The 21,590-nt window shown below is 60.4% G+C and carries 19 protein-coding genes and 1 pseudogene; 12 read left to right on the top strand and 8 right to left on the bottom strand.

Annotated features, from left to right (window positions below):
• Nucleotides 1-819, bottom strand: an 819-nt coding sequence (locus NKJ73_RS27380; RefSeq protein WP_352571734.1) for a sugar phosphate isomerase/epimerase family protein, incomplete at its 3' end; no start/stop codon positions are given.
• Nucleotides 820-1,314: 495 nt separating this feature from the next.
• Between NKJ73_RS27380 and NKJ73_RS27375 the strand changes: the two genes are divergently transcribed.
• Nucleotides 1,315-2,463, top strand: a complete 1,149-nt coding sequence (locus NKJ73_RS27375; RefSeq protein ID WP_352571732.1) for a Gfo/Idh/MocA family protein — start codon at nucleotides 1,315-1,317, stop codon at nucleotides 2,461-2,463.
• Nucleotides 2,464-2,479: 16 nt separating this feature from the next.
• Complete coding sequence (locus NKJ73_RS27370) at nucleotides 2,480-3,454, top strand: alpha/beta hydrolase (protein WP_352571731.1); 975 nt, start codon at nucleotides 2,480-2,482, stop codon at nucleotides 3,452-3,454.
• Here the strand turns inward: NKJ73_RS27370 and NKJ73_RS27365 are convergent.
• Nucleotides 3,435-4,457: a LacI family DNA-binding transcriptional regulator gene (locus NKJ73_RS27365; protein ID WP_352571730.1), complete on the bottom strand. Its 1,023-nt coding sequence runs from the start codon at nucleotides 4,455-4,457 to the stop codon at nucleotides 3,435-3,437. The genes NKJ73_RS27370 and NKJ73_RS27365 overlap by 20 nt on opposite strands.
• Before the next feature lie 320 nt (nucleotides 4,458-4,777).
• Nucleotides 4,778-5,539 (bottom strand): DeoR/GlpR family DNA-binding transcription regulator, encoded by a 762-nt coding sequence (locus NKJ73_RS27360; protein ID WP_352457858.1) that lies wholly within the window; start codon nucleotides 5,537-5,539, stop codon nucleotides 4,778-4,780.
• A 230-nt stretch (nucleotides 5,540-5,769) separates the two neighbouring features.
• On the opposite strand from NKJ73_RS27360, the gene NKJ73_RS27355 reads away from it, so the two are divergent.
• The 7 genes from NKJ73_RS27355 to NKJ73_RS27325 all read left to right on the top strand — a co-directional run bounded on the left by NKJ73_RS27355 (nucleotide 5,770) and on the right by NKJ73_RS27325 (nucleotide 13,228).
• Nucleotides 5,770-6,570 (top strand): beta/alpha barrel domain-containing protein, encoded by an 801-nt coding sequence (locus tag NKJ73_RS27355; RefSeq protein ID WP_352457857.1) that lies wholly within the window; start codon nucleotides 5,770-5,772, stop codon nucleotides 6,568-6,570.
• Between the two features lie 3 nt (nucleotides 6,571-6,573).
• Nucleotides 6,574-7,512, top strand: coding sequence for a PfkB family carbohydrate kinase (locus NKJ73_RS27350; RefSeq protein WP_352571729.1), 939 nt, complete (start codon nucleotides 6,574-6,576; stop codon nucleotides 7,510-7,512).
• Nucleotides 7,513-7,660: 148 nt separating this feature from the next.
• The gene (locus NKJ73_RS27345) at nucleotides 7,661-8,806 is read left to right on the top strand and encodes an ABC transporter ATP-binding protein (protein ID WP_352457855.1); all 1,146 of its coding nucleotides are present in this window, start codon (nucleotides 7,661-7,663) and stop codon (nucleotides 8,804-8,806) included.
• Between the two features lie 626 nt (nucleotides 8,807-9,432).
• On the top strand, nucleotides 9,433-10,686 hold the full coding sequence (locus NKJ73_RS27340; protein WP_023680291.1) for an ABC transporter substrate-binding protein: 1,254 nt from the start codon (nucleotides 9,433-9,435) through the stop codon (nucleotides 10,684-10,686).
• A gap of 98 nt (nucleotides 10,687-10,784) precedes the next feature.
• Nucleotides 10,785-11,723: a carbohydrate ABC transporter permease gene (locus NKJ73_RS27335; protein WP_023680290.1), complete on the top strand. Its 939-nt coding sequence runs from the start codon at nucleotides 10,785-10,787 to the stop codon at nucleotides 11,721-11,723.
• Nucleotides 11,724-11,729: 6 nt separating this feature from the next.
• Nucleotides 11,730-12,575 (top strand): carbohydrate ABC transporter permease, encoded by an 846-nt coding sequence (locus NKJ73_RS27330; RefSeq protein ID WP_352457854.1) that lies wholly within the window; start codon nucleotides 11,730-11,732, stop codon nucleotides 12,573-12,575.
• Between the two features lie 446 nt (nucleotides 12,576-13,021).
• Nucleotides 13,022-13,228, top strand: a complete 207-nt coding sequence (locus NKJ73_RS27325; protein WP_352457853.1) for a hypothetical protein — start codon at nucleotides 13,022-13,024, stop codon at nucleotides 13,226-13,228.
• An 84-nt stretch (nucleotides 13,229-13,312) separates the two neighbouring features.
• Here NKJ73_RS27325 and NKJ73_RS27320 read toward each other — a convergent pair whose 3' ends face one another.
• The 4 genes from NKJ73_RS27320 to NKJ73_RS27305 all read right to left on the bottom strand — a co-directional run bounded on the left by NKJ73_RS27320 (nucleotide 13,313) and on the right by NKJ73_RS27305 (nucleotide 17,616).
• Nucleotides 13,313-14,068, bottom strand: coding sequence for an ATP-binding cassette domain-containing protein (locus NKJ73_RS27320; protein ID WP_352571728.1), 756 nt, complete (start codon nucleotides 14,066-14,068; stop codon nucleotides 13,313-13,315).
• A complete protein-coding gene (locus tag NKJ73_RS27315) occupies nucleotides 14,061-15,122 on the bottom strand; it encodes an ABC transporter permease subunit (RefSeq protein WP_352457852.1) in 1,062 nt (353 codons plus the stop codon). Before NKJ73_RS27315 ends, NKJ73_RS27320 begins: the two co-directional genes overlap by 8 nt.
• A 119-nt stretch (nucleotides 15,123-15,241) precedes the next feature.
• Nucleotides 15,242-16,219 (bottom strand): ABC transporter substrate-binding protein, encoded by a 978-nt coding sequence (locus tag NKJ73_RS27310; protein ID WP_352571727.1) that lies wholly within the window; start codon nucleotides 16,217-16,219, stop codon nucleotides 15,242-15,244.
• Between the two features lie 491 nt (nucleotides 16,220-16,710).
• Entirely contained in the window at nucleotides 16,711-17,616 is a 906-nt protein-coding gene (locus tag NKJ73_RS27305; RefSeq protein ID WP_352571726.1) for a sugar-binding transcriptional regulator, read from the bottom strand.
• Nucleotides 17,617-17,898: 282 nt separating this feature from the next.
• Between NKJ73_RS27305 and NKJ73_RS27300 the strand changes: the two genes are divergently transcribed.
• Together NKJ73_RS27300 and NKJ73_RS27295 are read left to right on the top strand one after the other, a co-directional pair.
• On the top strand, nucleotides 17,899-18,804 hold the full coding sequence (locus NKJ73_RS27300; protein WP_352571725.1) for a tagatose-bisphosphate aldolase: 906 nt from the start codon (nucleotides 17,899-17,901) through the stop codon (nucleotides 18,802-18,804).
• A gap of 36 nt (nucleotides 18,805-18,840) precedes the next feature.
• Nucleotides 18,841-20,316, top strand: coding sequence for an ROK family protein (locus NKJ73_RS27295; protein WP_352571724.1), 1,476 nt, complete (start codon nucleotides 18,841-18,843; stop codon nucleotides 20,314-20,316).
• Between the two features lie 84 nt (nucleotides 20,317-20,400).
• Here the strand turns inward: NKJ73_RS27295 and NKJ73_RS27290 are convergent.
• A pseudogene (locus NKJ73_RS27290) lies at nucleotides 20,401-20,478 on the bottom strand (short-chain dehydrogenase); the annotation flags it as partial.
• A gap of 131 nt (nucleotides 20,479-20,609) precedes the next feature.
• On the opposite strand from NKJ73_RS27290, the gene NKJ73_RS27285 reads away from it, so the two are divergent.
• Nucleotides 20,610-21,578 carry an oxygenase MpaB family protein gene (locus NKJ73_RS27285; RefSeq protein ID WP_352571723.1) on the top strand — a complete coding sequence of 323 codons (969 nt, stop codon included), beginning with the start codon at nucleotides 20,610-20,612 and terminating at the stop codon, nucleotides 21,576-21,578.
• Nucleotides 21,579-21,590: the final 12 nt, after the last annotated feature.

The raw sequence follows: 21,590 nt of genomic DNA, 5'->3' as shown, positions 1-21,590 counted from the left end.
CCCACCGGTCGGCGCGGTTCTGGTTGGGGTTCCTGGGCCGCTGCCTCCGCCGCGGCCCCCGCCCTGGGGGGGGGGGTTGTTTTGCCCGGCGGCGGCGTTTGGGGCGCCCCCGGTCTCGGATTCCTCTTCCAGCACCAGCCAGCCATTGAAGCGTGGCGCTGCACTGGCGATGTCGATCACCGCCGCGGTATCGCAGACGCCCTTGCCGAGCATCGCCCATGTGCCGCTGGCATCGACATCCTTCAGGTGCACGTAGCAGATGCGGTCGCGATAGGTGGTGAGCGTATCGGCCATGTTCCGATGGCCACGCAAGATGTGGCCGGTATCCGGCACCCAGCCGACGAGCGACGGATCGACCAGCCCAAAGATCCGGTCGTAGTCGGCGCGATCGAAGAGCAGCGTGTTGTGGTGCGAACTCGGATGCACCGCGACCTGGACGCCCGCCTTGCGCCCTAGCTCCCCCGCCTTGTTGTAGACCTCCGCGGCGATGGCGAATTTGTCGTCGCGCGGGCCGTCGGAGACGACTGTCGCCGAGCCCATCGACACCAGCGTGTCCGGAAAGGCAGCAGCGAAGTCGATCCATCGCTTCGCGGTCTCGAGGTCGTTGCCGATCTTCTCCTTGAGCGTGAAGCCGCTCTTGGAACCGAAGGCGAAGGAGACGAGCGTCAGCCCTGACGCCTTGAGCGCGGTCGCGAACTCCGCCGGCTTGTCGGCATATCGGCCGATCATCGTGTCGGTGATCTCGATGCCGGCATAGCCGCCATCGGCGATCGCCTTCAAGAGATCGTCCGGGCCGCCGGCAAAGCGCTCTCCGAGCATTTCCCAGGTAAAGGTCTGGCAACCGACTTTCAGGTCTTTCACGATCGTCCTTTCATTCCTTGATGCCGCCCCGCGTTAGCCTTGCGGTCCTGCCGTTCGTTGAAGGCCTTGATTAGGTCGCCAAAGGTTTCCTTGCCGAAGAAGGCGGCGCTGGCAAGCTGATTTCGGAACGTGATTGCGCCCGCGCCGGTCGAATGCCGAGACCCGTGTCGAGCGCTGCGGCGCCCAGCATGCCGGCGCCGATGAGAAATTGCCGGCGATCGGCGATGGTGACGTGACCCACAGGCTTCGTAGCGGCGGTCGGCCGTTTTTCATGTCAGTCATTTCCTCCCCTGAAGGCTGCGGCCCCCAATGTTGCGCCGGCATTTTCGCATGTTCTGCAAAAATTTTACGCGCGTCAATATTTAAAGTGCTGTATAGCGGGCTGTGATTGCGGCTCGCCACCGACTCAGCAGGCCCGCCGAAGTGTCATCGCGTTGGGAGGCAGACTCGAAAATGCAAGCAAAATCACAGATTAAGCTCGGTATCGGCGTTGTCGGATGCGGCAACATCTCGATGACTTATCTGCGCAACGCGGCGCTCTTCGGCGGCGTCGAGTTGCGTGCATGCGCCGACATTTCCACCGAACTGGCGGCGCTGCGCGGCAGCGAATACGGCATCCGGACGGTCAGCGTCGACACGCTTCTAGCCGATCCGGACATCGACCTTGTCCTCAACCTGACCGTCCCGGCGGCGCATTTCGACATCTCGTTTTCGGCGCTTTCGGCGGGCAAGCATGTTTTCACCGAAAAGCCGCTGGCAACCTCGGCTAGCGACGGCCGCCGGCTTGTCGCCGAGGCGGCGAAGCGCAATCTGCTCCTAGGCTCGGCCCCCGACACTTTTCTCGGCGCAGCCGGACGGCGGGCGCGCCGCCTGATGGACGAGGGCGCGATCGGCCGCGCGGTCACCGGCACCGCCTTCATGATGGGGCGCGGAATGGAGCACTGGCATCCCAATCCGCAATTTTACTATCAGCCGGGCGCCGGCCCAATCTTCGACATGGGCCCCTATTACCTGACCATGCTGGTCAACCTGCTTGGGCCGGTGGCACGCGTGATGGCGATGGCGACTCAAGGACAGGAGGTGCGCCTTATCACTGCCGAAGGTCCCTACAGGAACACCAGTTTCAAGGTCGGCACGCCGACCAACATCCTATCGCTGCTGGAGTTCCGATCGGGCGCCACCGTCACCTTCGGAGCCTCCTGGGATGTCTTCAGACACTCCAATCACCCTATCGAACTGCACGGCACGGAAGGCTCACTGCGCCTGCCCGATCCTGACACGTTCGGCGGCACCGTATCGCTTTCGGAACGCGGCGCCGACTGGGCCGACTTCCATAGCGAGAGCGAGCTCTACGGGGGGCGCAACTGGCCTTACGCCGCGCCCGACCGCGCCAACTACCGCATGCTTGGCGTCGCCGATTTGTCGCATGCGCTGACGACGGGCAGAAAACCCCGCGCCTCCGGCGATCTCGCTTTGCATGTGCTGGAGATCATGGAGGCGATCCTCGCTTCGGGAGAAAGCCGCGAGTCCGTCGCCGTCAACCGGGCGGTCGACCAGCCGCCGCTTCTTGGCGAGGACGAGGCGACGAGCCTGCTTGCCTGAGGCGTAGGATCAGTCGATGGCTACGTTGCTTTCATCACTTCTCGATCCGGAAGCCCGGCATGTGCTCGACCTCGGCCGACAGGCTCCCGCGCGGCCGTTCGAGGCCGGCACGCCTGAAGAGGCGCGGCGCGCCTATGAGGAGAGCTTTCCCACACTGCAGGGTGAACGCGAGCCGGTCGCCTCACTGAACGAACGCTTCATCGACGGGCCTAGCGGCCCGTTGACGCTCAGGATCTATCACGGGCGACGGGCGGCCTTGGCCAGTGCCCCAGCGCTGCTTTATCTGCATGGCGGCGGCTGGGTAATCGGCAATCTCGATTCCCATGACGAGATCTGTCGCTGGTTTGCCAACATGGCGGCCTGTGTGGTCGTCTGTCCCGACTATCGGCTGGCGCCGGAACATAAATTCCCGGCCGCCATCGAGGATTGCCGCGCAGCGTTTGCCTTCATGCAAAGTGCGGCCGACGATCTCGGCATCGACGCGGAGCGGATCGCTGTCGCCGGCGACAGCGCCGGTGGCAATCTCGCTGCGGTGCTGTGCCTGATGGTGCGTGGGAGCAAGAATCCGCCGACCGTGCAATTGCTGTTCTATCCGAACACGGATGCCTCGCAGACAGCGGACAGCTATCGCCGTTTTGCTGAGGGCTATGGTCTCACCGCGGCAACGATGGCCTGGTTCCGCGACCACTATGTCAACCATGCCGGGGATATCGACGACTGGCGCGTGTCGCCGCTGAAGGTCGCCAGCCTTGCCGGCGCAGCACCAGCCTTTGTCGCGATCGCCGGTCATGACATTCTCGTTGACGAGGGTGGGGCTTACGCAAAGCGTCTGCAAGATGACAGCGTGCCTGTCGTGCTGAGGCGCTGGCCTGGCCAGATCCACGGCTTTGTCTCGATGGGCCGCCATGGTCCGGCCTCGCGGCAAGCCGTCGGCGCGGCGGTTGCCGCGTGGCGCGGCTTCGATGGAAAGCTCAGGCCGATTGACGCATGACCAGCGTCGCGTCGAGATTGACCTTGGCGGCAACCTCCGCTCCATCCTCGTTCAGCAGGGCCAGCAGCGTCTCGACGCTATATCCCGCCATGGCGGCGAAGTCCTGCGCCATGGTGGTGAGGCCTGGACATGTGTAACGGCTCAGCGGGTGATCGTCATGAGCTGCGACACGCAGGTCGCAATCGGCCTTGCGACCGACCTTGAGGCCTTGCGCGTAGGCGGCCGCCATCACGCCGAAGGCGAGACGGTCGTTGTTGCACAGAATGGTCTTGCCCGACAGGCCGCCATTGCCGAGCATTTTTTCCATTTGCTCGTAGCCGATCCGTTCGAAATCCCATGTGTAGTCGTCGGTGTTGCCGATGACGACAGGCTCATGCCCGAGCCGCTTCATAGAAGCGATATAGCTTTTCAGTCGTTCTGGCGAGTTGTGGTTGACGTGCGGGATATCGAAATAGACCGGGGCGTCGCCGGACCGGCACAGATACTCGACGATGGTCGAGACGCTCTGGGCATTGTTGTTGCCGACGAACGGCGTTCCGCCTTCGAGATAGGTGTCGAAATAGACCACCGGTATGGCCTGCGTCAGCTTCTCCAGCGTGCGGTGGTCCGAGCGCAGGCCGAGCGGCGCGATGAGTGCACCGGAGACCTTCAACGACAGGATGGTTCGCGTTGCCTCCACTTCGAGCTCGCGCGAGCCGTGCGAGGAGATCACGATCGGCCAGTAGCCTTCGTCGCGCAGCCTTAGTTCGATGCGGCTGACCATCTCCGAATAAAAGGGGTCGGCCACTGTCGGCACCATGATGCCGATGCTGCGGGTCCGCTTGCGGTTCAGGTTGCGTGCAAACAGATTGGGCTGGTAGTCGGACGAGCGCAGCGCCTCTTCGATACGCTGCCGTGTCGCTGGCTTGACGCTGGTCGGATCGTCGAAATATTTCGACAGCGTCGGCCTGGAGACGCCGCAAGAGCGGGCAAAATCATCCATCGTCTTGTGCGTCGTCGGCATTCAAACGCCTCGCGTTCTGGACATCCAATCACGGGGTTGCCCTAAGCGCTGCCCCAGGGCACCCGCATACGGTGCGCTGCCGTGCAACGGCAACGCAAAAGTTTACAGAGGGCTTCAGCAGTTTCAACGCGTATCGCTGAATTTGTTTCACGCGTAAATTTATTAGTTAACGCGAAAAGTACAAGCCTAATTGACTCCGGATATCGGTTGCCGCCAGGCAGAATTGCACGCGGCCGAGAGGGCCGTCCGAGTCGGGGCCTAGGGACTCGGTTGCCAATGGGACGAGCTGCCAATTCTGAGCACCACAATCCGGAAGGCACCTAGACATAGCGCACTTCGACTCCCAGCTTGTCCAATCGACTGCGAATCCCAAAGGGCATAGCGGTGTCGGTGATGATCAGATCGACACGTGACAACGAAAATGCCTTAGATGAGGCGCCAATATCCCATTTGCTTGAATCCGCCACAAGGATCACGCGCCTGGCCATACGAACCAGATTGCGTTTTGTGCGCGCAATGTCTTCTGAGACATCGACGACATCGAATGACTGATCGATCGCATGCGCGCTGAGGAACGCTTGGTGGGCCACAAGGCCGCCCACAGCCCTATCAAAATCCGACACGATCGTGCTGACCGTCGAGGGATAGACCCGACCGCCTATCATATGCACGTCCAGCCCAGGGCGATACATCAGATGCTGTGCAATGTTCATCGCGGTTGTGGCTACTACCACATTGTTGACCGGGGGCATCTGCATTGCGACCTGCAGCAACGTCGAGCCGCTGTCGAACACCACGGACTGGTTGTCTATGATCTGGCGCGCCGCCATCTGCGCGATACGCCGTTTGGCATCGAAATTGCGAGACATCCGCTCTTCGAAGGCCGCCGCGGGCGAATCAGCGGGCAAGGCGATCGCACCGCCATGCGTTTTGATCAACTGCTTTTTTGCATCCAGAATTTCCAGGTCGGACCTGATGGTCACCTCGGAGACGCCGAAGTTTTCCGCCAGTTGGCTGGTACGCGCCTGGCCGGTCCGCTGAAGCGCGAGCATGATCTGATGTCGCCGTTGTTCCGCAAGCATGTGTAACCCCGAATTGCTGTTTGGATAACTGCACGCCAACCTTTCGAAAATCGAATAGGAAACCGGCCTGCGTTTGAGAATTCGAGGGATACCGCCTCACCGCAGCGAACGCTAGCCGTTGCAGTTGCAACCTATATCGAAACGAAAGAAATCGAAATATTGAATATTGTTTTGCTTTCGAGTTAGGGTCCTCAACGTCAGATCAACAATTGCGAAGGGACTGCACTGATATGGGCCTTGGAACTAAAATTCGCTTGTCGCGGCTGTTCTCGCATCGATCTGGGAACCTGTTCGGTGGTGCCGTCGACCATTTCGTAGGGTACGGCAACGTCCGCGAGGGAGGCCTTGCGGATCTGCCCGGCGCGCTCAAGCGGGTGATGGCCGGAGAGCCAGATTACATCAGCATTCAGCCTGGTGCGGCGCGTCATTTGTGGCCGGCTTACGCCGGCAAGGCAGCGCTGGTCATTCAGGCGGGATGCTTTACGCCCGACGATCGGATCAGTCAGTTGATCGCGACGCCCGAAGATGCAGTGCGCTATGGTGCCGATGCGCTGGCGGTCGCCATTCCGGTGCGGGGCGATACCGAGGGTCACTACATTCGTTGGCTTACCGATACGGTCAACGCGGCTGCTCGTTTCGAAATGCCGGTCGTTGCACATGTTTATCCCCGCGACTATTCAAACGGCTGCAAGATCGTCTTCACCCCCGACGAAATCGCCTACGCAGTGCGGATTGGTTTTGAGACCGGTGTTGACGTGATCAAGGTCGGATACACCGGGGACTTCGACTCATTCAAGGAAACCGTGGCAACTTGCCCGGTTCCCATCGTTATCGCCGGCGGTCCGAAGACCGAGGATCTTCTGGGCGCTCTCACCCAGACGTCTGAAGCCCTGCGCGCCGGTGCGAAGGGTGCCGTCGTGGGGCGCAATCTGTGGGGGCACGGTGACACCACGATGGCAGCGCGTGCATTCAAGTGCGTCATTCACGATGGGATGGCACCGCAAGACGCTTTGGCGGCTGCGGGCACGTGAGCTGTGACCGGCAATCTGCAGGTTTTGGGCTTCGGAGCCTTGGCGATTGACGACATCATCTATGTCGACAGCCCGCTGGGTGCTGGCAAAGGGAAGGTGACAAATCGCACGAAGGACCACGGCGGCAATGTGGCGACGGCACTCGTTGCTGTCGCCAAGCTGGGGGGGCGTGCCGGTTTCATCGGCTGGCTGAGTGATCAGCCACTTACGGATGTCGGCGCCCACGAGCTTGAACGACACGGCGTCGACATATCTTTCGCGCCACGTCGTGCCGATGCCAAGCCGATCCGGTCGGTTATTACGGTCGCGCCCGATGGTGACAGGTTCATCGCCTATGATGATGATGTGCCGCACGGGACCTCCGATGCGCTGGCCGATAGCGTCCTTGCGCAAGCCCAGGTGCTGCTGATCGACGGTTACGCCACGCACGCTGACATGATTGTTGCTCGTGCCCGTAAGCTGGGTCTGGCGGTGGTGGCCGATATTGAGTGGACTGTCGGACCTGCGACCGAACGATTGATCCGCCTGTCAAATCACCTGGTATTGCCTCTGAAATTTGCCCAAACCTATACTGGCGAGGCCAAGGCGACAGCGATCCTGCGCAAGCTGTGGTCAGATGACCGCTCCGCGGTCGTGTTAACCGAAGGCGATCGAGGAGCCTATATCCGGCAAAAGGACGATGTCGTTTTGTGGCACGTTCCGGCCTACAAGGTCAGGGCAGTGGACACGACCGGCGCGGGGGATTGTTTTCATGGCGCCTATGCCTTCGCCCTTACGCAGGGAAAGCAGCCTGTCGCCTGCGCTGTTTATGCAACTGCCGCGGCCGCGATCTCAGTGACGGGCCGGGGTGGCCGCATGGCTCTGCCGGATCACAACGCCTGTGTCGCGTGGATGGCGAAAGAAAATGCACCTGTGCCCATACCGATTACGTCGCCAGACTGAGAATTCATCACTCGGATATTGCCGCTGCTGGTGGGACGTCCGAGGCGCGCGGTTAACCGCGCAGATAGCAATGCCGGTTCGATCTGCAGTCGCGCCGCGCGGAGGCTATTCGATGTTTAGGTAGCGCTGACAATAGGGAGGATGTGACGTGGCTGTTGTTGTGTTGGACAAAATTTGCAAGACCTACGGGACGAAATTCCAAGCCATCAAGGATCTTAGCCTGACGATAAACGACGGCGAGTTCCTCATTCTCGTTGGCCCTTCGGGATGCGGAAAATCGACAGCCTTGCGCATGATCGCGGGGCTGGAGGAGATCAGCAGCGGAACCCTGACCATTGGTGGAGAGAATGTTGAGGACCTAGCGCCGAAGGACCGGGATATTGCGATGGTCTTTCAGAACTATGCCCTTTATCCGCATATGACAGTGTTCGACAACATAGGCTTTTCGATGAAGCTTGCGGGGAAGAGCAAGGCCGAGCGGACGAAGCGCGTCCATGAAATAGCAAAGACCCTGCAGCTGCACACGCTGCTCGACAGTAAGCCGGCCGCGCTGTCTGGCGGACAACGCCAGAGGGTCGCCATGGGGCGCGCGATGGTGCGCGAACCGGCAGCCTTTCTCATGGATGAACCCTTGTCAAACCTCGATGCCAAGCTGCGCGTGCAAATGCGCGCGGAAATTGTCAGCCTGCAAAGACAGCTGGGGGTGACCACGATTTATGTAACACACGATCAGACCGAAGCCTTGACCATGGGCGACCGGGTTGCGGTCTTGAAAGGCGGTGTCCTTCAGCAGGTCGACACGCCAAAGACGCTGTATAATCGACCAGTCAATGCCTTCGTCGCGGGTTTCATCGGCTCGCCGTCGATGAACCTGTTCGAAGGCCGTTTGCACAATGGCAGGATCAACCTGCCGACCTTTTCGATACCGGTGCCGACGAGTGCGTTTGAGCGCTCTCCTGGTCTGAGCGCCTTCGAAGGCAAGACGCTCATTTTCGGCATACGCCCCGAGGATCTTTACGACAGCAGTCTGGAATCGGGATCGCGACATGCCACTCTACCGGCCATCGTGAAGACGACAGAGGAATTGGGATCCGAGCTTATCGTTCATTTGAAGGTCGACGCGGTTCGAATCGATTCTGGCGACCCAGATGCTGTTGAAGATCTAAGCGGCGCAGCAAATGTCGTAGCGAGGTTTGAAGCCGTCAGCGCGGTCCGGCCGGGCGCGTTGATTGATCTGGCGATCGATGCGGCCAAGTTGCACTTCTTCGATCCCCAGACGCACCTCACAATCTAGCGTGGTCCGCGATGGTTGACCCGGCTAAAGGGACGGAGGCGCAAATGTCGCTTCCGTCTTCTGGTCCATTTGCGTAGGTGACGGTAGACGCTGGCTTCGCTCTCCTGGGCAATCCGACCAGTTCTCGCTCGCCCATCACAGCTCGGGCCGTCTTCGTTGGCAATTGGTGAGACTTTGCTCGACATCGGTTCAGCGCGCGACAGCCGATTTTTCCACCGGAGGTGGAGATCGTCTTGTGCCCGGCGGCACCCTGTCATCGACAACCAAAACGATCGCCTGAACGCCTCTGAATTGCGACGTCTACGCGAGCGCGCGACCCCACCGAATGGCGTTTTTTCTCTTCGAATATACGACTTTCATTTGTTTTCTTTTTAGGGGAGTGGCTTTCATTTGTTTACGAAAATAGAGAAAGAAAGCGGCACAAGCAATGTGCACAAGGGAAAAACTACCGCCAGAGAACTTAAGAAAACCATATACCAATCAATGGCTTACATTCAGTCATAACGTCCCGGCATCCTACCCATTTTTCACGATTGCAGTTCTTGATTGACACAAAGACCCGGAAAAGAACCTAGTTTGATCGCGATCGGGAGGATCGAGCCAAACGTCGCTCCTAGGAGGAAAACATGAACGTCAGAAGATATATTGCTGCGGCCACGTCCGCTGTGGCTGTCTGGGCACTGTCTGCTACCTGCGCCTTTGCTGAGACCAATCTCGAATTCATCCAATGGTGGGAGCCGGAAATGCCCGCCGGTGCTCTGCGTAGCATCATGGACGACTTCGAAGCCAAAAACCCTGGTATCAAGGTGACGCTCGTCAGCGGTCCCTATTCCGCCACCCATGATCAGATCGTAGTCGGCGCCGCGTCGGGGACGCTCAGCGACGTCGTCGGCCTGGACGGAGCATGGGTCAATGGCCTTGCAAAGCAGGGCGCAATCGCTTCCATGGACAGCCTGATGGCTGACGCCAAATATGATCAGAGCCAGATCGCTGACATCATCAAGGTCAACGGCCAAAGCGTCATGTTCCCGCTCGCCTCGTTCGTATACCCGGTCTTCGTCAACCTCGATCTGGCCAAGGCTGCTGGTGTCGACAAGATGCCGGCCAACCGCACAGAATTCGCCGCTGCCGCGAAGAAGATGACCAATGCGGACAAGAACGAGTACGGGTGGGTGCTGCCGCTATCGCTGCAAAACCCCGGCGGCATCCAGAACGACGTGATGTCTTGGGTCTGGGCTTCCGGAGCATCGATGCTCAAGGACGGCAAGCCCGACGTGGAAAATGAGGCCGTGGTCGGTACACTCGAATACGTCAAGTCGCTACAGGACGCCGGCGTCATATCGCCAGGCATCTTTGCCAAGAAGGAACAGGACAAGGTCGAAGAGTTCGTCAACGGCCGTGTCGGAATGATGATCGACTCGCTGGCTCATATCAATCTTATCCGCCAGCGTAACCCCAATCTCAAGTTCGGTATCTCTGCGCTTCCTGCGGTCGACGGCTATACGGGTAAGCGCGGACTGCCCTATGCCTCTTGGGGCATCGGCATTAGCAACAGCACCGAGCATAAGGCAGAAGCCTGGAAGCTTGTTGAATATCTGATGAGCCCGGAAGTGAACGGCCGCCTGGTATCGCTCGCAAATGCCTTTCCGGGCAACGTGCAAGCGAAGCCTGACTTCTCGAAATCGGACCCGCTGTTCGAGGAAGCCTTCAAGATCTTCCAAAGCGGTCACTTGGCCAATGAATTCGTGGGCTTGCCGGTGGCCGAAGACCTGATGCGCGACATGAACGTCGAAGTGCAAAAGATGTTCGACGGCCAGCAAACCGCAAAGGAGGCCGCTGCCAACACGCAAAAGCAGTGGTTGGTTGACTTCGCCAAGTAGGCGCTGCTTCAGACAATTCGGCAGCGCGATAAGATCTATCGCGCTGCCGCTGCATCGGAACCGGACCATACGGTCGATGACCCAGCGGATTGTACCTCATGAGCCTCGCCAACGAAGGTTTGATCGTCGCGCGAACGAAAATGCGCAAGCGTGGCATGCTTTCTTACAAGACGAGAAAGCGGCTCACTCCGCTGTTTTATGTGGCACCCGCCACGTTTTTGTTTTGTCTACTAATGCTGTTTCCCATGATCACGGTCCTGCGCTATTCGCTGATGGACGGCGCAATCATGAAAAAGGACGCTGCTTTCATAGGGTTGCAGAACTACGAGACGATCTTCACAGATCCAGTCTTCTGGCAGTCGGTCGGGCAGACCCTCTATTTCACAGTGATGAGCGTCATTTTCCACCTTCTAATCGGCCTGGCCTTCGCCCTGTTGCTGAACACCCAACGCGTCCATCCGATGATTAGAAGCATCCTGCGTGTTCTCTACATATTGCCCTGGCTCTTTACGGCAGTGATCATCGCAATCATCTGGCGGCTGCTTTTGGATCCCAATGGCGTGGTCAACAGCATTCTGATGACGCTCCATATCGTCAACTCCAAGGTCGAGTGGTTCTCCTCGACGAAAACCGCGATCCATGCGTTGACGTTTGCGAACATCTGGGCGGGATACCCCCTATATATGGTCAGCTTGCTCGCCGGTCTCCAGGGCATCCCCAAGGACCTTTACGAAGCCGCCGGCATCGATGGCGCCAATGAGTTCCAAAAGTTTCGGTACATTACGATCCCGCAGCTGATGCCGATCATCATCAGCATCGCCCTGCTGGATTTTATCTGGACGATGCAAGTCTTCCCCCTGGTCTGGATGACGACGGGCGGTGGACCGATCCATTCGACCGAGGTGCTGAGCACGTATACCTATAAGCTTGCGTTTTCGAGTTACGAATTTTCACAGGCTTCGGCGAGCGCGATCTTCATCTTGATCATCTCGATGGGCGCGACTTACTTCTACATCAAACACCAGAAGGCCAGGTGACCGGCAATGGCAAAGCGCTCCTTCAAAAGCACCGTTTTGCCGACCGTACTGACATATCTCGGGCTCGCGGCCGGTCTGGTCTTTGCAGGCTTTCCAATCCTGTGGATGTTTTTCACTTCGTTGAAATCGAACACCGAGATCTTTGCCCTGCCGCCGAGACTGCTGCCCGACCATTTCACGAACGTAGCCTATCTTTCGATCTTCAATGATCCGACCAAGGTGCGCTTCTTTCTCAACAGCTACCTGGTCGCGGGAGTGGTAACCCTTCTGACGTTGCTGATCGCCATTCTGACGGCCTATGGCTTCAGCCGCTATTCATTCCGGCTTAAGAATACCCTTAACGTCTTCATCATCAGCACACAGACCGTACCGCCGATCACGCTTCTGATCCCCTATTTCGGCATGGTCGTCGCCTTCGGCATTTTCAACACCTATTTCGCGCTGATTCTAACCTACATGGTATTCACCCTGCCTTACGCAATCCTTCTGATGACCGGCTATCTCAATACCCTGCCAAAGGAACTCGATGAGGCAGTGCTGGTCGATGGGGGGTCAAGTTGGACAGCGCTGTGGCGTGTGATTATCCCTCTTTCAGTCCCCGGCGTCGTCGCGACCGCGGTCTATACGTTTCTGTTGGCGTGGAACGAGTTCCTTTTTGCGCTTACTTTGACGAAGTCGACGGACATGCGGACCGTTCCGATCGGTATCGAGTTGCTTATGGGCCAACATGCGTTCGAATGGAACGAGATGATGGCGATGAGCGTGCTGGGATCACTCCCGCTTCTGATCCTGTATCTGATTGCACAACGTTACTTCCTCGCGGGCCTGGCCGCCGGGTCGGTGAAGAGCTGAGCAAACTGACTGCCAGTTCGCTGTTCGCTGCTGAACACATCAACCCATTCCGGCCCCGAAGGTCCGGTCTTTGACAGCGCCAGCGCTATGCCAAATCCTGCACGTCGAGGGTCGTGCAGGCCGAAGGCGGCGACTGATCGCGCTCGACATCTCTCCCGCGGTTTCCCAACTGTTTCGCCCCGATGGCCCGGCGCTGACGCCGCTGCCGTCGACCTGAGTGGCGCACTCGGAAGTTGAATCCGACTGCTGACCAAGCCGGCTTCTAGCCTGGCCTCGGCATCCCCTGCCTTGTCGATTCCGCCATCTGATGCCGCGATAGCTCGACACCGGTCTGCTGCAATGCAGCACATCAAAACCCGCGGCACACCATTTTAAATCTTGACGCGTGTCAAATTGTTATAAAACATCCGGAAACGCTGACAAGGCATCGATCAGCGCGGCTGGAAGTGACGAAAGCCGGCGTCGGCGGTCCTGTGACGCGGACATACGGGCCGCTCTATGGCGATGCCTTCTCCAATGAGCTCGAAACCTTCCATCGCCACATCATGCACGGCACCAAACCTCTGACCGATCTCGCGGACTCTCGTCGCGACTTGGCGCTGATGGCGGAGATCATTGATCGCATGAAACAGACTACGGGGATTATGCGCTGATGCTGCCCTTTCATTGAGGGTAGATAGTACGAGGAGATTGCATTGGCTCCCGGCTGGCGGGTCTAGGCTTTTCCGGCTCGCGGTCTATCCGCCAACCATCAGCTTGACGACTTCGTCATGGTTGGTTTCCGATATCTTGCGCTCGCCGGCCTGGACGCCGCGCCGCAGTACGACGATGCGGTCGGAAACGGCGAAGATATCCTGCAGATTGTGCGAGATGAAGATCACGCCTCGCCCTTGCGCCTTGAGTTGGTGGATGAGCGAAATGACCTTGCGCTGCTCCGGTACGCCGAGGGCCGCGGTCGGTTCGTCCATGATCAGGATCTGCGCGTCCCAATAGACGGCCCGGCCGATGGCAACAGCCTGCCGTTGACCGCCGGAGAAATTGCTGACCGGGGCATCGAGCCGGCTCACATGGAAATCCAACCGCCCCATGGTCTTCTTGGCGGCGACGGCCATGGCCTTGCGATCGAGCACCGGCAAGAAGCCGAAGGCCTTGCGCATGGGTTCACGGCCGAGAAAGATATTGGCGCCGATGGACAAATTGTCGGCGAGAGCGAGATCCTGATAGATAGTTTCGATGCCTTTTTCGCGCGCCTCATGCGGCGTCGCAAATGTCACCGGCTGACCCCTCAGCAGAATTTCACCGCCCGTCGGCTGAAAGACGCCCGATATCGCCTTGATCAGCGTCGTCTTGCCGGCGCCGTTGTCGCCCGCCAGGGCCACCACTTCGCCCGGCCGCACGACCATGGAGAAATCGTTGAGCGCCCGGACGGCGCCGAAGTGCTTGGAAAGGTTCCGGACTTCCAGGAGGGGAGTGGTCTGGCCTGGGCTATTCATCCTGACGGGCTCCACTGAACCGGCGCTGCGCCTGGTCGATGAGAACGGAAATGATGATGACGACGCCGACAGCGATGAACTGCCAGAAGGGCTCGACATTGACGAAAACCAGCCCGTACTGAATGACCGCGATCACCAGCGCACCGGCGACCGTCCCGAAGATCGTGCCCGATCCACCGAACAGGCTGGCGCCGCCGATCACGACGGCTGCGACGCTGTCGAGCAGCAACGGCTCGCCGGCCTGGGCCGCGCCAGCGGTGAAGCGCGCTGCATAGAGGGCACCACCGAGGCCTGCGCACATCGCCGAAAGCACATAGAGGCGCAGGATATGGCCTCTGATGTCGATGCCGGCACGACGAGCCGCCTGCACATTGGCGCCGATGGCGTAGTTGTGCTGGCCGAACCGGGTCTGGCTCAAGATGTAGTGCATCGCGACGACGAAAACGGCTGCAATGACGACGAGATAAGGCACACCGTAGAACCTGCCGTTGCCGAGCAGCGCGAACCAGGAATTCTGGACCGGCACCGTCGTGCCGCCGGCGAGCAGGAAAGCAGCGCCGCGCGCCACGCCAAACATGCCAAGCGTGCCGATGAAGGGCGGAATTCTGAGGCGCGAGATTAGCAAGCCGTTGATCATGCCAGGGACTCCCGCGACGATCACGGCCGCCAGAATGCCGACCATCATGGCCAGAGGCACCGGCATGGCGGCGCCAGCCAGATTCGTGGCATGGGCCGCGACAACAGCAGCAAGGCCCATGATGAAGCCCAGCGAGAGGTCGATGCCTCCCGAAATGATGACGAATGTCTGTCCGGTCGCAAGCAGCAACGGCGCCACGGCAAATATCGCAATCGATTGCACGTTGAACGGGTTGAGCACGAAGGTCGCGCCGAAGGAGGCCCTCGACCAAACCTCGAAACAGATGATCAGGCCGGCGAGAAACAGCCAGGCGCGCCCTTCGGCGATGCGTCCGAGCCAGGTCCTGGCCGGATCACCATGGTCGGCCTGAGGGGCGACATGGGTTTCGCTCTGCTCGGTTGGTGATGTTGAAGTCATGGATACATCCGATCCGCAGCGCGGTCTCCGTCAACAGGTCCCAGAGACCCGGCGCAGGTCTCCTCCCGGCAAGCCGGAAGGAGACCAAGCTGGTTGGCATCATTCGGAATAGAGGTATCTCATTCGGAATAGAGGTACTTCGAGATATTCGGGTCCGCGATGTTTGACTTGTCCATGATCGTAAAGCCGGTGCCGATCGCAACCGGGATCGACTGGCCGGTCAGGTGGGCATAGGCCGAAACGACACCAAAATAGCCGATCTCGGCCGGATGTTGGGCAATCGCAACGTCCACCAAGCCGGTGTTGATGTTGTCGACGATGCTCACCGGTGCGTCGAACGCGACGACCTTGATGGTGCCGCTTTGCCCTGCCTGCTTTACGCCGTTCGCCGCGCCGATCGCCGAGAACAGATTTGCACCGAACACACCAACGAGATCGGAGTTGCGCGCGAACGTCGCTTGGAGCTGCGAGGCAGCCTTGTTGGCGTCGTCGTCATTGAACTGCGTCTCGAGCACGGTGATGTCCGGATGCTTCCCCATTTCCTTCTTGAAGCCCTCTTCACGCTGATCGGTGGTCGAAATGCCGGGCTTGACGTTCGAAACATAGACCTTGCCCTTGCCGCCAATGGCCTTGACCAATGCCCGCGCGGCGATCTCGCCGCCCAGAATGTTGTCGGAAGCAATATAGGACAGCGGGAAATCCGCCTCACCGGCACCGGTCTGGTAGACGCCGCTGCCGATGAAAGTGTCGACGGTGATCACCGGGATGCCGGCATCATTGGCCTTGCGGAGCGGCTCGACCAATTGAACCTTGTCGGTTGGCGCGATCAGGATCGCGTCTGGCTTCTTAGCGATGACCGCGTCAAGCACGGGAACTTGCGTTACCGGATTGAAATCCGAAGCGCCCTGGAACACCAGGGTCACGCCAAGGGCATCGGCCGCCGCCTGGGCGCCTTTGCGCATGGTGATGTAGAAGCCGTCGGTGGTAAGGCCCGGAACGAGAGCAACGGTGAACTTCTTGTCCTGCGCCAAAGCGGGCGTGATCAGCGCCGTTGCGCAGATGGCGAGAGCCGCCAGGGCGGCAACGATCTTCTTCATAACATCCTCCTCATAATGTTGGCAGATTTGCCGTTGCGATTGATATCGGGAATGGCCGTCAATCTGTCAGGCTACAAATCGTAATGCGCTGACGGCCGGGAAACGGGTTTCGCCTGCTTGCTGTTACGGGCAGGTCCTCCCAAGGCGCCCCAGTCATTAGATCAGCCAGTCGAAACCGACCAGCCCTGATGCCCGCAGTCCCATTTCCTCACATCCGCAAGGTCCAGAGAACCGCGCCGCTCGGCGCGCATGCGCGCCTAGCTGTAAGGTTGTAACACTTTGCTGAAAGAAGTTGCAACCGGGTACTTCCCTGGCCGGAACGCTTTTCAAACCGGACAACATCTGTCTGCTCCGCAGGGCCCGCACGGCAGACTATTGCCCCCAAGTCCCTGACGAGACAACAGGCGATTTCGCAGCGCCAGGGTCACGGACCGCGTGGCGTCGATCGGTTCAGGATCGATCAGGCGCGCCGGATGTCGCGCATCCGCCTTCTATCGAGGCACGAGAGCCACGAGGATGGCTTGCGCCGTTTTCGTGTCCGTTATCAGGGCATTGATGAGTCTCGCGCGGACGGCACCGATGATGGCCGTCGCCTTCTCCTGCGAGGCGGCAACGCCGATGACCAAGGGGACGGCTCGAAGCTGGGCCGGCGACATTGCGATCATCCGGCCCTCCCCTTCCCACGGGATAAGGGTGCCTTCGGCGTCGAAGTAATGGCGGATGACGTCTCCAGCCGCATGAAACAGGGCCTGTTCGCTCAATGTGGCCGCGCTCGCCTCGGGCGGGTTGATGGCATGGGGCAGGCCGATGCCGACGATCGCAACGTCGGTCCGGTCCCAAAGCGCGACGCTGTCGCGGATGGCCGCATCGCCAAGGAAGACCTCACGCAATTCGGTGGACGGCAGATAGGGCGCATGAATGAAATGCGGTGTCCCGCCGAACTCTTCGGCGGCCAGCCGTACAAACTCGTTGATCTGGAAATGCGCCGCCTGCTGCTGCATGCCGCCGGTGGCAGCGACGGTAAGGACCCCGGGAATGCGCGGTAGGCCTGCCCGGATCACCTCGCGGATGGCTCGCCCCCAGCCAACGGCAACCACCGAGCCGGCCGTCAGTTCCGCTTGCTTGAGCAAGGCGCCGAGCGGTGCGGCGAGCGCCGTCAGCGCCCCGGCTGCTGGCGTTTCGACGACCGCGGCGTCGCGCAGCCCCAACCCGTCAATCAACTGCCTGGTGATGTCCTCGGGCGTCACAAGGTCGAGAACCTCGATCCGCACGATGCCCTCTGCCCTCGCCCGCTGCAGCAGACGCGATATGGTGGCGGTGGAGACACCGAGCCGGCGCGCGATATCGACCTGCGGCATCTCCGCCTCGTAGTGCATTTTGGCGACCGTATGCAGCATCGTCCGCGATGCGGCCGCGTCTTGTACGGGAGGGACAGACAGCTTGCAATTCCTTTCAGCAATGTGTTACAGACCCATCAACCGATGGGAGTTATCGCGCAATTCCGGCAGACTCGCAACTCGGGTTCGTTTCCACCGAACGTTGCGGCCAAGCCAGATTTCCCGGTTCGATAGCGCATCAAAGCGGCAAACCTTCCTGCCGGCAGGCAGGCAAAAACTGAACATTTCTTGTTCCACGGATCTGCGCCCTGGTGAATGGGCGCCAACATCGGACAAAAGACCATGACAAAGATGACGACGGCGGAGTTGCGGGGCTATCAGCAGATATGCGGCAAGGACGGGGCCATGATGGCCATCGCCTGTGACCAGCGCGGCGGCATGCGGACCTTGTTGGCGTCGGACCCTGCCGAACAGGCCAAGATCACCAACGACATGCTCGGCGACACCAAGGCGGACATCACGCGATACCTCGCCAGCCAGGCATCCTGCGTGCTGCTCGACCCGCTCTGCGCGGTGCCGCGGGTTGTCGATGAAGGGGTGCTGAACCGAGATACGGCTCTGCTCATCGGCCTCGACGCCTCGGGCTTCGACGTCTCGCCCGCCGGCTACCGCCTGTCGCGCCTCGTCCCCGACATCGACGCACGCCGCGTCCGCGAACTCGGTGGCACCGGCGGCAAGATCATGGTCTATCTCAGGGCCGACAGACCGGAGGCGAACGAGCATAACGTCGCCATTCTGCGCCAGTGCATCGCCGACTTCGGGGAAGAGGACCTGCTGCTCGTCGTCGAATTCCTGACCTACCAACTCGAAGGCGAAAGCCTTGAAGATTATGCGGCCAAGATCCCCTGGCTTGTCGAAGAGGGCACACGGATATCGCTGGAATGTGGGGCAAAGGTCCTCAAGCTTCCTTATCCCGGAACGCCGGAAGCCTGCGCCAGGATCACCAGCATGGCTGGCGAGGTGCCGTGGGCGGTCCTCTCCGCCGGCGTCAACCACACGACCTTCCTGGGCCAGGTCGAGATCGCGATGAAGAACGGCGCGTCAGGCGTGATCGCCGGCCGGTCGCTGTGGAAGGACTGCATCTCGCTGGACCGCGATATTCAGCGTGAAAGGCTTAAGACCATCGCAGTGTCGAGATTGCACGAGCTTCAGGCAGTGATCGGAAACTACCGGCAGAAAGCCGCTTAGCCATTCGCCGTTCACACCGGGCACACACGGGACGTCATGCCTCATAGTTCGATGGCCATCGGGATCGATATCGGCGGCACCAATCTGCGCGCCGCCCGCATTTCCGGCACAGGCGAAATCCTTGACCGCATGTCGGAAAAGAGCGCGCTGGACCCGGCGCTCATGCTCTCCCGGATCGCCGAGATGGCGCGCCGGCTCGATTCTCCAGAGGTTGCCGCCATCGGCATCGGCGTCCCGGGACGCGTCGATGCGCGGCGTCGCGCCGTCTTGTCCGGAGGCTATGTCAACCTCGCCTCGGTCTCCCCGGCACAACGGTTGGAAAGCCTGGCGGGCAAGCCCGTCGTGATCGACAACGATTGCAACATGGCACTGGTCGCCGAGATGGCTCGAGGCGCCGCCATGGGTCACGAAAACATCGTGATGTTCACCATCGGCACCGGCATTGGCGGCGCCGTCGTACAGGACCGGCGGATCGTGCGCGGCAAGGGGACGGCGGGGCAGCTCGGCCATATCGCCGTCGATATCAACGGCGAAGCCTGCGTCTGCGGCCGGCGCGGCTGCGTTGAAACCACCAGCTCCGGTACAGCACTTGGCCGTCACATCTCACGCGCAGGCCTCGGTCCGGATATCTCGGTCGATCAGCTTTTCGCCCGGGATGCGAGCGGCGACACGCCAGTGCGCGGGATACTGGAAGCCTGGGCCAGACCGTTGCGTGCGGCAATCGATACAGCGGTGGCGATGTTCGCCCCCGATCTGGTGCTGCTCGGCGGCGGACTTGGCCAGGCGGCCCATCAGGCGCTTGCCAAGGCTCCGGCCTTGGCTCCCTGGTACCAATGCCCTGTTGAACCGGCGCAACTCGGCGACGACGCCGGCGTCATCGGCGCCGGTCTGCAAGCGCTGGCAGGGGAGGCGGCGGTTACGGCCTCGCCGGTGACCTCGCCATCCGCTGGACTCAACCCGGGCCGGCGTGCCGTGCCCGGCCAGCGCGCCGTGCTCGTCAACGGCATCCCCGCCAGCGGCAAAAGCACGGTCTCGCGCGGTGTCGCCGACCGCCTAGGGTGGCCATTGCTTACGCTCGATACCATTAAGAACCCGTTCCTCGAAGTGCTCGGCGGCGGCGATCGTGAATTCAACCGCTCGCTCGGTCGCGCCAGTTATGAAGCCATCTGGTCGGTCGTCGGCGAAGCTCCCGCGGGCACAACAGTTGTCGTCGATGCCTGGTTCGGCTTCCAGCCGCGCCAGGTGCTCGAGGATCACCTGCGAAGGGCTGGTGTCGAGCGGACCGCGGAAATCTGGTGTCATGCACCCGGCGAGGTTCTTGCCGAACGCTATCGCGCACGGCTCGACCAGCGTCCCGCTGGCCACCCCGGGGCGGCCTATGTCCCCGAGCTGATCGAGCTGGCCAAGCGCGCCGAGCCGCTGCGGCGTGGACCGCTCTTTGATGTCGATACGACGAAACCAATCGCTTTCGATGCCATCACGCAATGGCTGCGGGCGACGATTGACACATAGGCAGGCGAAGCTTGCGCGCCTGAAATGATGATCCGCGCGCGACTTGTCCGCGGCGTGATTCACTCGTGCTCTTGATTTTGATGCTGGGAGCGGAAGCTCGCGCTGGATCGAGGTGACATGGATGACCACGCCCGAACCTTGCTCCATCATCGGCAACAGGGCAGATCAAGCAGGGTTCATCGGCTTCGCGCGAGGATGATTTGGAACGACGGGAAGACCAAAGACGTTCGTGCATATTGCATCCGCCAGCCACAGGTCTAACGCTTGCTATTCTCAGTAGTTCGAGGCGTACCATGTTTCGCAACTCGGGCATCATTTCTCTGCCTCGCCCGCTTGAGCGTCGTGTGGACACTCTTGCCCAGTCGTTCATGCGCCAGCGGCTCGGATCTCAGATGGACTTCTCGACTCCGGAAGGCGAGCCGGCGCTGTTACCACCCAACTCGGTGTCCTGGCGCATTTTTAAGAACCCTGTTGCGGTGTTCATCGGCGGGGTAACGGCGGTGCTGCTCGAATTGGCAGAGCCGCGGGTTCGCGACGCCATTTGGCAGCACAGCAGCTTCCGCTCTCTCGCGCTCCGACGGTTACAGCGTACGGGCCTCGCTGCCTTGGTCACGGTCTACGGCCCCCGATCCAAGGCTAAGGCCATGATTGAAGATGTGGTCAGGATGCATGGGCGCGTTTCAGGTCGAACCAGCGAAGGCGAGCCATACCACGCCACCGACCCGGAGCTGCTGGACTGGGTGCAAGCGACGGCCGGGTTTGGTTTCATGGAGGCCTATCACATCTATGTGCATCGTCTGCATTTTTTCGAACGGGACGCGATGTTTGCTGAGGCTCGCCCCGTCGCACTTCTCTATGGGGCCGTCGGCGCGCCCACGTCTCAGGCCGAGCTTTACGCGCTGTTCGACGTGATGAGGCAAAGACTCGTCGCGTCGCCGATCGTCTCGGAGTTCCTGCAGATCATGGAAGAAGTTCCCGCCTTGCCGGGAGTTGCTCGACCCCTTCAGCGGCCGCTTCTGAAGGCGGCCGTCGAGATCCTACGCCAATGGGTCCGCAAGCGGTTGGAACTCGGCGACCGCTGGACCTTGAAGCCGTGGGAGCGTGCTGTTGTGAAGACGACGGCTGCAATTTGCGACAGCACCGCGCTTCATTCATCACCAGCCGTCCAGTCGTGCCGCCGCCTCGGCCTTTCCGAGAGCTATCTCTATCGCCGAACGGCATCCGAAAACTTACACAGAACCGGACAGTGTTCCTTGACCTAAATGTCAGGCCCG

This window comes from Mesorhizobium sp. M0074 (assembly GCF_040322975.1).
Lineage (GTDB): Bacteria > Pseudomonadota > Alphaproteobacteria > Rhizobiales > Rhizobiaceae > Mesorhizobium.
The sequence above is the reverse complement of the archived record's forward strand: the minus strand, read 5'-3'. Positions and strand labels throughout refer to the sequence as shown.